Source organism: Rossellomorea sp. LjRoot5 (assembly GCF_964253455.1).
Taxonomy (GTDB): domain Bacteria; phylum Bacillota; class Bacilli; order Bacillales; family Bacillaceae_B; genus Rossellomorea.
Map to the genome: position 1 here is coordinate 327,304 of NZ_CAXUQN020000001.1, position 13,407 is coordinate 340,710.

At 34.8% G+C, this 13,407-nt stretch carries 14 protein-coding genes and 1 pseudogene; 10 read left to right on the top strand and 5 right to left on the bottom strand.

Annotated features, from left to right (window positions below; all coding sequences use genetic code 11):
- The first annotated feature begins 70 nt into the window (after positions 1–70).
- Positions 71–1,348: an oligosaccharide flippase family protein gene (locus ACSQ2E_RS01680; RefSeq protein ID WP_435989070.1), complete on the top strand. Its 1,278-nt coding sequence runs from the start codon at positions 71–73 to the stop codon at positions 1,346–1,348.
- 77 nt (positions 1,349–1,425) lie between these two features.
- Here the strand turns inward: ACSQ2E_RS01680 and ACSQ2E_RS01685 are convergent, their stop codons facing one another.
- The gene (locus ACSQ2E_RS01685; protein ID WP_435989071.1) at positions 1,426–1,626 is read right to left on the bottom strand and encodes a hypothetical protein; all 201 of its coding nucleotides are present in this window, start codon (positions 1,624–1,626) and stop codon (positions 1,426–1,428) included.
- Positions 1,627–2,523: 897 nt separating this feature from the next.
- Between ACSQ2E_RS01685 and cps2T the strand changes: the two genes are divergently transcribed.
- The 6 genes from cps2T to ACSQ2E_RS01715 all read left to right on the top strand — a co-directional run bounded on the left by cps2T (position 2,524) and on the right by ACSQ2E_RS01715 (position 8,589).
- Positions 2,524–3,681 carry a beta 1-4 rhamnosyltransferase Cps2T gene (gene cps2T / locus ACSQ2E_RS01690; protein ID WP_435989072.1) on the top strand — a complete coding sequence of 386 codons (1,158 nt, stop codon included), beginning with the start codon at positions 2,524–2,526 and terminating at the stop codon, positions 3,679–3,681.
- A 13-nt stretch (positions 3,682–3,694) separates the two neighbouring features.
- Positions 3,695–4,573: a glucose-1-phosphate thymidylyltransferase RfbA gene (gene rfbA, locus ACSQ2E_RS01695; RefSeq protein ID WP_435989073.1), complete on the top strand. Its 879-nt coding sequence runs from the start codon at positions 3,695–3,697 to the stop codon at positions 4,571–4,573.
- Between the two features lie 19 nt (positions 4,574–4,592).
- Positions 4,593–5,156, top strand: a complete 564-nt coding sequence (gene rfbC, locus ACSQ2E_RS01700; RefSeq protein ID WP_435989074.1) for a dTDP-4-dehydrorhamnose 3,5-epimerase — start codon at positions 4,593–4,595, stop codon at positions 5,154–5,156.
- Positions 5,153–6,013 carry a dTDP-4-dehydrorhamnose reductase gene (gene rfbD, locus ACSQ2E_RS01705; protein ID WP_435989075.1) on the top strand — a complete coding sequence of 287 codons (861 nt, stop codon included), beginning with the start codon at positions 5,153–5,155 and terminating at the stop codon, positions 6,011–6,013. The genes rfbC and rfbD overlap by 4 nt, the downstream gene beginning before the upstream one ends.
- Positions 6,014–7,015 (top strand): dTDP-glucose 4,6-dehydratase, encoded by a 1,002-nt coding sequence (gene rfbB, locus ACSQ2E_RS01710; RefSeq protein ID WP_435989076.1) that lies wholly within the window; start codon positions 6,014–6,016, stop codon positions 7,013–7,015. It abuts the gene before it with no gap.
- A 287-nt stretch (positions 7,016–7,302) separates the two neighbouring features.
- The gene (locus ACSQ2E_RS01715; protein ID WP_435989077.1) at positions 7,303–8,589 is read left to right on the top strand and encodes a hypothetical protein; all 1,287 of its coding nucleotides are present in this window, start codon (positions 7,303–7,305) and stop codon (positions 8,587–8,589) included.
- Between the two features lie 343 nt (positions 8,590–8,932).
- Here ACSQ2E_RS01715 and ACSQ2E_RS01720 read toward each other — a convergent pair whose 3' ends face one another.
- Positions 8,933–9,298, bottom strand: a complete 366-nt coding sequence (locus ACSQ2E_RS01720) for an ATP-binding protein (protein WP_435994358.1) — start codon at positions 9,296–9,298, stop codon at positions 8,933–8,935.
- 86 nt (positions 9,299–9,384) lie between these two features.
- Between ACSQ2E_RS01720 and ACSQ2E_RS01725 the strand changes: the two genes are divergently transcribed.
- Positions 9,385–9,774, top strand: coding sequence for an ATP-binding protein (locus ACSQ2E_RS01725; RefSeq protein ID WP_435994360.1), 390 nt, complete (start codon positions 9,385–9,387; stop codon positions 9,772–9,774).
- Positions 9,775–10,103: 329 nt separating this feature from the next.
- Here the strand turns inward: ACSQ2E_RS01725 and ACSQ2E_RS01730 are convergent, their stop codons facing one another.
- The 3 genes from ACSQ2E_RS01730 to ACSQ2E_RS01740 all read right to left on the bottom strand — a co-directional run bounded on the left by ACSQ2E_RS01730 (position 10,104) and on the right by ACSQ2E_RS01740 (position 10,918).
- Complete coding sequence (locus ACSQ2E_RS01730; protein WP_435994362.1) at positions 10,104–10,220, bottom strand: transposase; 117 nt, start codon at positions 10,218–10,220, stop codon at positions 10,104–10,106.
- Between the two features lie 9 nt (positions 10,221–10,229).
- A complete protein-coding gene (locus ACSQ2E_RS01735; RefSeq protein ID WP_435989078.1) occupies positions 10,230–10,391 on the bottom strand; it encodes a hypothetical protein in 162 nt (53 codons plus the stop codon).
- 200 nt (positions 10,392–10,591) lie between these two features.
- The gene (locus ACSQ2E_RS01740) at positions 10,592–10,918 is read right to left on the bottom strand and encodes an IS110 family transposase (RefSeq protein WP_435989079.1); all 327 of its coding nucleotides are present in this window, start codon (positions 10,916–10,918) and stop codon (positions 10,592–10,594) included.
- Between the two features lie 104 nt (positions 10,919–11,022).
- Here ACSQ2E_RS01740 and glyA point away from each other — a divergent pair.
- Positions 11,023–11,991 (top strand): annotated as a pseudogene (glyA, locus tag ACSQ2E_RS01745) (serine hydroxymethyltransferase); the annotation flags it as partial.
- Positions 11,992–12,072: 81 nt separating this feature from the next.
- Entirely contained in the window at positions 12,073–13,056 is a 984-nt protein-coding gene (gene galE / locus ACSQ2E_RS01750) for a UDP-glucose 4-epimerase GalE (RefSeq protein ID WP_435989080.1), read from the top strand.
- The last annotated feature ends 351 nt before the right edge of the window (positions 13,057–13,407 follow it).

Sequence of the window (13,407 nt, forward strand, 5' to 3'; positions counted from 1 at the left end):
AGATGTATTTCCACAAAATATATAAAATAAGATAAGGAATATTTATTTCCACTCTTAATAAATATTTTAAATGAATAATATTTGGAAAAAAGTCAGGGTTAATTTAAGGAGTTATTATAAGTTGAGGACGGGAATTTCAAACCTTTTTTTAAGATCAATATCACTGTCTGCTAAGTTCATATTAACAATATATATTGCCAAGTATTATTCTACAGTAGAATTAGGAATGTTTAACTTATTCACAATAAGTATTACAATTCTAATGTACTTTGTTGGTTGGGATTTCTATACTTATTCAAATAGAGAAATATTAAAAAATAAAGATGAAAATAAAAATATTATTTTGAATCAACTTTTATTCCATACAGTGATATTCATATTTTTATCTCCATTTATAGGAATTATCTTTTTGATAAATATAATACCTATAAAATATATACTTATTTTTTATATTCTTCTATATTTAGAATCAATATCACAAGAGATTTATAGAATTTTAATAGCAATGAGTTACTCTGTGAAAGCCAATATAGTTTTTTTAGTACGTACAGCATTTTGGATTTATTTGTTTATTTTCTTGGGGTTTTCCTCTAGCAAGGGATCAATAGAATTCAGCGCTATATATTATCTGTGGGGAACTAGTTCTTTTATCAGTATAGTTTTAGGTGGGTATTTCATCTATAAAAAAATGGATTTTAAAAGTAAGGATTTTACTATTAAAATTAATTGGATCAAGAAAGGGGCTATCGTTTCTTTTCCTTTTTTTCTGTCTACAATTTTGTTGAAAACTATTGAATTTGCAGATAGATATATTATAGATTTTTATTTTGGAAAAGAATTTGTAGGTTTTTATTCCTTTTTTTTTAGTATAGCTAATATTACAAATATTTTTGTAGTCACAGGTGTTATAAGTATAATTTATCCTAGACTAATTGTATTGTATGAAAATAATAATTTAAATGAATTTGATTTTCATATAAAGAAGATGATCAAACAAGTTATTTTAGTATCGTTTTTTTTGTCAATAATATTGATAATATCAATTCACCCAATTCTCAATATTATTGGTAAGAGAGAATTTAAAGATTATGTTCATGTGTTTTATATTTTATTAGGTAGTAGTTTTCTTCTTAACCTATCGTATATACCACATTATATACTATATGCATATGGACTCGATAAAAAAATAATAAAAAGTGTAGCAATTGCAGTTGTAATTAGCTTAGTTCTATCACTGTTTCTTATCCCAACCTATGGATTAGTGGGAGCAGCAACTTCACTATTGGCTACTAACTTTTCTATTCTTCTATTAAAAATGTTGTATCTTACCAAGACCAAGGTTAAATAAATTAAACCCAGTGGTAATATGTCAAACACCATAATTCACTGAATTGTAAATTAATCTTGAATTATATCAAAAAACACTTAAAAAAGAGGCGCCACGGACTGTGATATATTTCTAGAATCTTGAACTTCCGTATTTAACCAAAAGTGGTGATCTAGCCAGCTATTGTAGAAACTTGCAATTCCCTCTGGCTTTTTTAAATGTGTTTCTCCTTTATCCTGTAATACTACGAGTTCTTCAAGATTCATCTCAGTGATGGTACCAGGCTCTAATTCTTCCATGCCAGCCATTCTTGTAACTTCGTATTGATTTGAAAAGGGATTATCTTACCTAAACGACTAGATTTCGAAAAGACCTGATTGAAGTGCGTTTTATTGTAGGTGATTTCACTCATGATGTGAAAACTGGGTCGAGTCAATATTTTAAGTGACTCATATCGAATGGCATTTCTCATTGAGCAGGCAGTTTCTCAAAACGCAAGTAGTCATTGATGGCCAAGGTATCTATACGATCGGGGAGTTATACCCCTTTATGAAACGACCGACTCTTCTCGCATTTAAAAAGATTGAGGCTTGAAACTTTGGTTCATAGCCTTTCATACAATCAGGGTTACGGCCCCGTTTTGATCATTCGACACATATAAGTAGGCGAGTGTGGACCTTTGCTCTTTTATGAAATGAAAACGGTAGAACTTCATGCTTACAACAACACCAACAAGCATTTGTCACATACCAATCACCTCCAGTAAGTTAATTAAGCACGTTCAGACTTGATTGCTCACGAGAATTATCGATGTCATACTCGTCATCTAACCACTGGCTGCGCCGCCGTTAAAGAAGACGGATCTTGAAACGCTATAAAAAATGGCTGAGTAAAACCATGGAGTATCCTCTATCCTCCGCCATCTCGCACTAATCATTTTGGATATTTTTAAGAAGCAGGAGGGAACATCCCTCTGCCAGATAGGAACAACAAACAAATCTTTTAATAGTATTTGGATTTTACTCGGTTTCCCCATCAAGTGGTGAAACAAGGTTAAATCGAAACATTTATAGATGATAACCCGAGAGGCTAACATAGGAAACCTATAGGAATCTAGAGTGAATTTTAGAGGATCCGGATTAACTAGAAATTCTTCTGAAAAGAGCTCTTACTAATAATATACGAGGAGTATTTAAATGAAAGAAGTATTTATTATTGGCTCAAAGGGAATCCCTGCTAAATATGGCGGGTTTGAAACCTTCGTTGAAAACTTAACAAGAATGAAAACTTGTAAAAAAATTAATTATCACGTTTCCTGTATGGCAGAGGATAATGTTGAATTTTATCATAATCAAGTTCGGTGTTTTAATGTGAAAGTTCCGAATATTGGCAGTGCAAAAGCTATTTTATACGATATCTTGAGTATAAAAGAATGTATAAAATATATTAAGGAAAAAGGGATAAACAATGCGGTTATATATGTGTTAGCTTGTCGCATTGGTCCCTTTTTTGGTGGATATAAAAAAGAATTAGAAAAATTAGGCGCTAAAGTTTTTGTGAATCCAGATGGTCATGAATGGAAGCGAAGTAAATGGAATTTTTATATTAGACAATATTGGAAGGTATCGGAACGACTTATGGTAAAACATGCAGATTTATTAGTATGTGATTCTAAAGGAATTGAAAAGTATATACAAAAAGATTACGCTAATTTTAATCCTAGAACTACTTTTATTGCTTATGGTGCAAGTGTCGGTGAATCAAAACTTGATGATGATTCAAGTAGATTAAGCGATTGGTATCAAAAGCACAGTGTGAGTTTAAATGAATACTATCTGATTGTGGGAAGATTTGTTTCAGAAAATAACTATGAACTAATGATCCGTGAATTTATGGCATCTAACTCAACAAAAGACTTAGTTATTATTTCGAATGTAGAGCATAACAATTTTTATAAAGAACTCTTAGCACGAACTAACTTTAAAAGTGATCCTCGAATTAAATTTGTAGGAACGGTATATGACCAAGAATTACTTCAAAAGATTCGTGAAAAAGCTTACGGCTACTTTCATGGCCATGAAGTCGGAGGGACAAACCCATCATTACTTGAGGCACTGGCAACTACAAAGTTAAATATACTGTTAGACGTAGTTTTTAATAAAGAGGTAGCTGCTGGAAATGCAATTTATTTCACAAAAGAAACTGGTAACTTAGCAAGTGTAATTAATGAAGCTGACTCTATAAACATTGATAAAATGGAAGAGTTATCTACTAAAGCAAAACATCGTATAAAAGAAGAATACTCATGGGAAAAAATCGTTAATGAGTATGAAACTTTATTTCTTAATGAATAAGGAGGTGTTATAGATGAAAGGAATTATCTTAGCGGGGGGAAGTGGCACTCGATTATATCCTCTAACAATGGTTACAAGTAAACAGTTGCTTCCTGTATATGATAAGCCAATGATTTATTATCCACTATCCACATTAATGTTGGCAGGTATTAAAGATATTTTAATAATTTCTACTCCAGAAGATACACCAAGATTTGAAAGCCTATTAGGAGATGGTTCTCAATTTGGATTGACCCTCAATTATAAAGTTCAACCTAGTCCAGAGGGATTAGCTCAGGCATTTATATTAGGTGAGGAATTTATTGGACAAGATTCAGTTTGTATGATCTTAGGAGACAATATATATTACGGTAGTGGATTAAGGAAAATGGTACTGAAAGCTGCTAACAAAAAGGTTGGAGCGACTGTTTTTGGTTATCATGTTCATGATCCCGAACGCTTTGGAGTAGTTGAATTTGATGATAATGAAAAAGTATTAAGTATAGAAGAAAAGCCAAAGGTACCAAAGTCAAACTATGCAGTAACAGGGCTTTATTTTTATGATAATAGAGTGGTAGAAATAGCCAAAAATGTTAAGCCTTCAGATCGTGGAGAACTTGAAATTACATCTATTAACGAGGTTTTTTTAAGTCTAGGAGATTTAGATGTAGAACTCTTAGGTAGAGGATATACCTGGTTAGATACTGGTACTCATCAAAGTTTAGTAGATGCTACAAATTTTGTTCGTACGGTCGAAGAACATCAAGGTATGAAAATTGCAGCACCAGAAGAAGTTGCTTATATCAATGGATGGATTACCAAAGATGAGCTATGGTCCTGTGGAGAAAAGTTAAGTAAAACTGGTTATGGTCAGTACCTGATGAAAGTAGCAAATGGAGAGATTAGATATTAATTTAGAAAGGTTGAGTTATATGAAGGTATCAGAAACTACTTTAGATGGTGTGTTAGTTATCGAACAGGCTGTTTTTGGTGATCATCGTGGATGGTTTACAGAAACATATAGTGAAGCGCAGTTTAAGGAAGTTGGTATTGATATTAATTTTGTACAGGATAATCATTCTTTCTCTGCCTCAAAGGGTACTTTAAGAGGATTACATTTTCAAAGAAGTCCCATGGCTCAAACGAAGTTAGTTCGCTGTACCAAAGGAGTAATCTATGATGTAGCTGTGGATATACGGAAGAAAAGCTCTACATTTGGTCAGTGGTTCGGTTTAGAATTAAGTGCTGAGAATAAAAAGCAATTACTGGTTCCTAAAGGGTTTGCTCATGGATTTATGACATTGACTGAAGATGTAGAGGTTCAGTACAAAGTAGATGAAGTATATTCTCCTGAACATGATAGAGGTATTATCTGGAATGATGCTACTATTAATATTGAGTGGCCAATAAATATTAAACCCATTCTTTCTAGTAAAGATGAAGGAGCTCCTAAATTAGAAGAAGCAGAAGCTGATTTATGGAGTTCTAAAGAGTGAAGGTATTAGTTACTGGATATAATGGCCAGCTCGGGTATGATGTTGTGAAAGAAGGAAAACGTCAAGGGATAGAAATATTTGGAACAACAAGTGTTGACTTAGATATTACAAATAGATCAATGGTTACTAATTTCATTAATGATTTGAAACCAGACGTAATTATCCATTGTGCGGCATATACAGAGGTTGATAAAGCTGAAGATGATAGGGAAAAGTGTTGGGAAGTTAATGTAAATGGTACAAAAAATTTAGTTGATGCTACTAGAGGAATTAACTCTAAATTCATGTATATCAGTACAGATTATGTATATGAAGGTGTTGGTAAAGTGCCTTATGTAGAATCAGACAACCCTAATCCACATTGTTATTATGGCTTGACTAAATACGAAGGAGAAAAAGTTGTTCAATCCGCAATCGGAAATTTTTTCATTGTGAGAATTTCATGGGTGTTTGGTATAAAGGGAAACAATTTTATTAAAACGATGCTCCGTTTAGCTGAAGCAAGGCAAGAGCTAAATGTAGTAGGTGATCAATATGGCTCACCTACTTATACCGTAGACCTCGCCAGGTTATTGTTAGAAATAATCAAAACCAATCAATATGGAATATATCATGCTTCTAACGAAGGGTTTTGTAACTGGGCAGATTTTGCAAGAGAAATATTTAAACTTTCAGAAAGACAAGTTAAAGTTAACTCTATTACAACTGAGCAGTATCCTACTAGGGCGAAAAGACCAAAAAATTCAAGAATGTCTAAAAAAAAGCTTTCTGATAACGGCTTCACCCCATTACCTTCTTGGGAAAATGCGTTGAATAGGTTTTTTAAAGAATTAGAATTACACAATGAGGTGGAATAAATGTGTAGACAAAAGGTGTTAGTAACTGGTGGTGCAGGTTTCATTGGTGGAAACTTTGTACATTATATTGTTAACAAATACCCTCAATATGATATCTATAACCTAGATTTACTTACATACGCTGGAGATTTAACGAAACACAGTAATATTGAAAAAGAAGATAACTATTTCTTTGTGAAAGCTGATATTGCTGATAGAAAAGCAATTATGTCTTTGTTTTTTAAAGAAAAGTTTGACTTTGTTATTCATTTTGCAGCCGAAAGTCACGTAGATCGCTCAATTACTCAACCAGAGATATTTATTCGTACTAACGTATTAGGTACTCAAATTTTATTAGACGCAGCAAAGGAACATAAGGTTTCTAAATTTGTTCATGTTTCGACTGATGAAGTATACGGAGAATTAGATTTTGATCCAACTACTTTTTTTACTGAAGAAACTCCTTTAAAACCAAACAGTCCTTATAGTGCAAGTAAAGCATCTTCAGATTTATTAGTCCGAGCATATCATGAAACTTATGGGTTACCTGTAAATATCACTAGATGCTCTAACAATTATGGTCCTTACCACTTTCCTGAAAAATTGATCCCGTTAACTATTTCTCGGGTGTTAAATGATCAAACTGTGCCGGTATATGGGGATGGGGAGAATATTCGTGATTGGCTGCATGTACTAGATCATTGTAAAGCAATTGATTTGGTTATGCATAAAGGGGTGAATGGTGAAGTATACAATGTCGGTGGCCGAAATGAGCGGAACAACTTAGACGTTGTGAAAACGATTATAAACACCTTGGAAAAGTCTGAAGAACTAATAGAATTTGTAACGGATAGGTTAGGACATGATAAGAGATATGCGATTGATCCTAGTAAGTTAGAAAAGTTAGGATGGAAACCTGAATTTAACTTTGAAACTGGAATTGCTCACACCATAAAATGGTATTTGGATAACATAGAATGGTGGGAAAAACTGGTTAGTAGAAGGGATGAAAATATATACTGAAAAATAACACTCAAATTTGCATATTAAAGTGTGGTGGATCGTGTTGGTGGTAAAGAGGATAGCTAGCATTCAAGTTATCTTCAGGATATACACGAAGCAACAATAGACAGGATAACAATGGCTAATTTAACTGGATATCCTCAAGCGAAATCAATTTTCCTAAGCATCTACTTTAATAAACAGTAATTTCGATGTAACATTAATTCAATTCTTAGGGTCTCAAGTACTCAGCATGTCGAAATTATTCTAATCTACCTAGAGTTAAACATTGAGTACTGGAGGTTAATATGAAAAATTGGTCAAGTTCTTTTGAAAAAATCATGTTCTACCTGTTATCAGTAACAATTTTGGTTGATTTTGTTAATGGAATTATACCGATGCTGCCGATAGGAGAAGTGTACAGAACTATTGTATTATTGGTTTCAGTAATATTTATTTTCAAAACTAACGCTAGTTCATTTGCTTTTGTTTCTTTCGTTATAAGCTATTTACTTATTAATTCATTAGTTTCTTTTACTAACACATTGTCTACAGTGGGGTTGTTATTTGACTTAAAAATGGCACTGAAAGCCATATATTTTATTATTATTTTTATGGTTTTAAGAAGTTTATTCCATGTAGGGAAGTTGAAACTTGAAACTGTGAGGAAAATAATAATTATTAATCTATACTATACACCAGTATTATTTCTTATGTCATATGTATTAGGTATTGGAAAAACTAGTTACGAATCGGCCGGAGTAGGGTTCAAAGGGACCTTTCTTTCACTTAACTCCATAAATGTTTCTATGATAGTTATGTTTATTTTCGCTATAGACAGCTTATTTCGCGATAAAAATAAGTTTAGGTGGCTAATTGTAACTATAGCAATATTAGTTCCCATGATATTATTAGGTACAAAATCAAGTTGGATTTTTATTATTTTCATTCCCTTATTTTATATGTTAATCAATATTAATTTAAATTTTAGAATTAGTCTCAGCTTGGGTAAGTTTATTCTAATTTATTGGACAATGTTATTTGGGTTTTTAGTTAGCTTGTTTTTACTATTCAACGGAGTATCAGTGTCGAGAGCCGCAAATCAGTTTGAACAGTTTTTCACTCGACAATCTTTTCTATTTGAAAACAGAGATATTTTAACGTATTTATTAAGCGGTAGAAACTGGATGTTAGAAGACGGTACACAGCTATTTTTTAATGATCTAAGTATAATCAAATTATTATTTGGAACGGGTTATTTCAGCTTGCATAATGAAATGGCATACTTATTTTGGGGAATGGGAGAGAACGATGTTAGACCGATTGAGCTAGATGTCTTTGATATATTTTATAGTTACGGAACAGTGGGACTATGCTTGACTTATGGTTTTTTTCTTTATCAATTATTCAGAAGCTTCTACAGCTTTACAAATAAAAAAGCACAACCATATTTTGTAGCTTTGGTTTCGTTACTAATTTTCAGTGTTACTGGTGGTCATGTTTTTTTAGAAGCAATATCTTCAACGTTTTTAGGAATATCTTTAGCAGGTTGGTACATAACAGGCAAAATGATTGAGGAAGAAAAAGTACAGTAATTATACCATCGTACCATCGTGCAACAAACTACAGGAACCACTATCAACTTCAAAAAAAGTAGTCCTTAGTGAATAGAAATATTAATCTGATTTCTTATTTTTGATAATAATCGTAATAGTGTCTCTTGTTAGTTATAAGAGGTAGTGTTTAATAAATTTCCTAGAGAAATTATTGTAGAATTATCAAATGCTCCTTGTATTTGTTAACATTGATTTGAGCCAGAGCGATCACTTCAAAAATGAGCCAATTATTCCTAAGTTGTTACCTTATATGGGGGAGGCATGGGGATTTAGGGGGGGGTGGCCAGAGGGGCAAAATCCCCTAAATCCCTGCAGCGCCATATTACTGATTAGTTTCTTCTCTTCGTTTCATAAATTGTCTAGACCGATAATATTCTCCGTTAAGTAAGCGAATATGAGCCTTAGGTGTAAGTCGGTCAAGTAGAACTGCTGTCATTTTTTCGTTCCCCAAGATGGAGGCCCATTCTGTAAATTCTAAGTGAGTGGTAAAGATAATCATTACGATTGCACGTTCATATCGTCCGGCAAAAAATTCAAACAATAGCTCAGCTCTCATCTTGGTGAATGGTACATATCCAAGTTTATCTACAATGATTATATCAAATTTGAGCCATCGTTTCTCAAACGCTCCAAGTTTATGTTCTTCATTGGCTAAAAGGAGTTCTTCTCCTAGTTCAGGTGCTAAGATAAACTTTACTTCTAGCCAGGTTTAATCATCTCAATACCAATCTTCGTTACGAGATGGGACTTTCCGTCTCACTATTTCCTAAAATAATGATATTTTTTCTTTTCTCCGCAAAATCACCTTTAAGTAAAGTGAATAACCGCCAGAAGGCAAATAAAGTAGGACTCATCCAACGTATAATCAAGCGTTACTGTCGTCCAGATTTTCTTATTATGGATGAAATAGGCTATTTTGCCTTCGATGATGTTAGTGCTCATACCCTGTTTCAAATCATATCAAAAAGGTACGAAAAAAGAGCTATGATCTTAACTTCAAAAAAGTCTTGTGTTGAATGGGGAAAGATTTTTGGTGACGATGTGATGGCTACGGCTATGTTAGACCGAATCGTTCAGCACTCAACTACATTTAATATCAAAGGCGAATCTTACAGACTAAAAGAAAAAGTAAAAGGTGGCATACAGCCAGCAAAGGTGCGCTAACATTAGGGAACTTGTTTCCGTTGAAATCAGGGAATTTCAAACAGTTATTGACAAGGACCTTTATTAGAGGTAAGGATGATCGAGCTTCGTACGTATAAATGATTAATTAAATGAAAATACAGTCCATATAAAACCTGCCAGTTCTCTAGCCACAGCCGTTACGGCTTTTCCTCCTTCTTTCCCTCTGGATAAAAGGCGGTAATACTTATTATGAAGTCGATTTTGTGCTTTCAAAGATATTGCTTGTATAGTAGGAGACTGGCCGTTTTGTCTTCGTTTAAGATCTCCCTTGACCGCAGGTTGATATCGATAGCTCCAAGCTGACTCCACTAATAACCTTCGAACGTGCCGATTTCCGGTATTAAACCAACGTAGGCCATGGATTCTCGTGGTGTAGAAAAACGTTTGAAAGACCCAACTTCAGCTACAATACTAGTCGCAGTAATAAGCGCAACTCATCTAAGAGCTTGAAGGGCTTGTATTTTAGAAGTATGGACCCCTTCATTCGCTTCAGTCCTAATTTCTGCTTCAAGTCGTAGAATACGTTGTTCCAACTCTTTTAACTGGTGATAATATCCTTGAAATACGATACGTAAATGAGAATTCTCGAATTTCAATGTATCCAGCCACCTCAAATAATTCACTGTCCACTTTTTGACTCCTGAGGGGGATTGATATTATTTCGTAGTGAAAACTTACTTAAACGATGTTTGGCTCTTAATTCATCTTCTTTTGCGTCTTCTCGACATCTTACAAGATCTCTCAATGCTTCATCATCTGTGGTAGGGACATATATAGATGTTAACTCGGTAGCTCGTTATAACTGTGCGAGCCGTATTGAATCCTGACGATCTGTTTTAATACGTTCCCCTGGCCTTTGAGGAATAAGGGACGGGGCAATGACTTCACAGTGGATACCCATAGATTGAAATAGCCTAAATAAGGGATAGCCATTAGGAGCTGCTTCATAACAAACCCGTAAACTCTCGGGACTTCCAAGCTTTTTCATTAATTTTTTCACAGCTTCTGGGGTATGAGAAATCATTCCCCAATATCTTGGCTCTTGTCGACCTTCTTCTGCAATCGAAACAGCAATTTTTTCCTTCGATACGTCTAAACCAACGTATTTTATGGTATGCTTCATAATAACTAGCTCCTTCCGTAATGTAGCTCTGATTTGGTATTTGTTTACCTCAAAAACAGTCTAACCAAATTAACCTACGATGTTACGAGTAAGGAGCTAGTTTCGTTCATGATAACTCAGGAGCTCAAGCCAATATGGCAGTCTACTTCACCATCCTTGAACAGGGCGACACGGTTCTTGGAATGAACTTATCCCATGGGGGACATCTGACTCACGGAAGTGCTGTGAACTTCAGTGGTATTCAATATAATTTCGTAGAGTACGGTGTGGATGAAGAAAAGCACCTGATCAATTATGAAGATGTTAGACAAAAAGCCTTGGAACACAAGCCGAAGCTGATCGTAGCGGGAGCGAGTGCGTATCCAAGAGCGATCGATTTCGCGAAATTCCGTGAAATCGCTGACGAAGTGGGAGCTTATCTGATGGTGGACATGGCTCACATCGCTGGTCTGGTAGCGGCTGGACTTCACCAGAATCCAGTTCCGTATGCAGATTTCGTGACGACTACTACTCATAAAACATTGCGCGGACCACGCGGAGGTATGATTCTTTGTAAAGAAGAGTTCGCGAAGAAGATAGACAAGTCTATTTTCCCTGGCATCCAGGGTGGACCTCTTATGCACGTAATCTCAGCCAAAGCGGTTGCTTTCGGTGAAGCTCTGCGGGATTCTTTCAAGGATTACGTACAGAACATCATCGATAACGCAATACGCTTAGGGGAAGGCCTTGTGAAGGAAGGCATCGATCTTGTATCTGGCGGTTCTGATAATCACCTGTTACTGATGGACACTCGTTCCCTGGGCTTGACTGGGAAAGAGGCGGAGAAAGTCCTTGATGAAATCGGGATCACTGTTAATAAAAATACGATTCCATTCGATCCGGAAAGCCCATTCGTCACAAGCGGTGTGCGTATCGGAACAGCTGCTGTGACGTCCAGAGGATTTGGATTAGAGGATATGGACGAAATTGCTTCAATTATAGCACTTACTCTTAAAAACCACGATGATGGATCTATTAAGTCTAAACTAAGTAATAGGGTGAAAGACTTGACCAGCAAGCATAATCTTTATTGAAGCTAATGTAAAAAGTAAAATCTCGAAAGTTGAAAATGGGGAGTAGTTAACAAATGATAACGGTGTTAAGGAGGAGTTTTTTTGATTCTAGTAGTTGGCGGTGCAGGTTACATAGGAAGTCACCTAGTAAAAGAATTAGTTGAATATAAAGAGGTAATCGTTCTAGATAATCTATCTACTGGACATGAGGAATTAATGGATAGTAGAGTTCGTTTTGTTAAAGGAAATTTAGGAGATAGATTAATACTAGATCAACTTTTTTCGGAAAATTCAATTGATGCAGTGATGCATTTTGCTGCAAATAGTCTAGTAGGAGAATCAGTACTAGATCCTTACAAATACTATAATAATAATGTTTCCAATACCTTAACTCTATTGGATGCAATGTTAAAGCATGGAGTGAAGAACTTCATTTTTTCTTCCACTGCAGCTACCTATGGAATTCCAGAAACAGAGTTAATTACTGAGGAAACAGTGACTAAACCAATCAACCCTTATGGACGTTCTAAGCTGATGATTGAACAGATATTAGATGACTTCCATCAAGCATATGGATTAAATTATGTTGTGTTAAGATATTTCAATGCTGCTGGAGCTCATGTATCGGGAGAGATTGGTGAGAACCATGATCCTGAAACACACTTAATCCCTATTGTTCTTGAACAATTATTAGGGAAGCGCGAAAGTATTTCCGTATTTGGAACAGAATATGATACTCATGATGGAACGTGCATTCGAGACTACATCCATGTTACAGATTTGGCCAACGCTCATATCTTAAGTCTGAATGCTTTATTGAAAGGGAAACTCCAAAAAGCGACCTATAACTTAGGTAATGGTAAAGGGTATTCTGTGAAAGAAATCATAGATACTTGTGAGAAGGTAACAGGTGTGAAGGCTAATGTAATTCATTCAGATAGACGTCCAGGAGACCCAGCTACCCTTGTGGCTTCTTCAGAGAAGATTTATCGTGAATTAGGATGGAAGGCAGAGAATGAGTTGGAGGACATTATTGAAAGTGCTTGGAAGTGGCATAAGAGTTGCGTGACAAAAACTAAAAAGTAATTTTTTTAAGAGTCTTAATGGATAACGGCTCCATCTTTTTTGTGCTTCACAGATTAAAACAGTAGTTCTGTAGAATACATACAGGAAAATGAGGAAGACCAATGCTTATTTTCCTGTATGTATTGATCTTCCCATTCAATATATTCGCTAAGTTATTTCACTTTTATCTGGTAAGGTTGAATTTATTTTTCCCTTGCACTCAAGTACTCCATACAACTCATAATAATCATTAAAGGAGTCAAACTAACCAAATACCTGGACCGCGTTTTTCATACTAGGCAGGGAATGGTATGTCGTGGTCGGCCGAAATGACATGAAGTTTTATTTAAAATCTCACAATATATCAAGTGA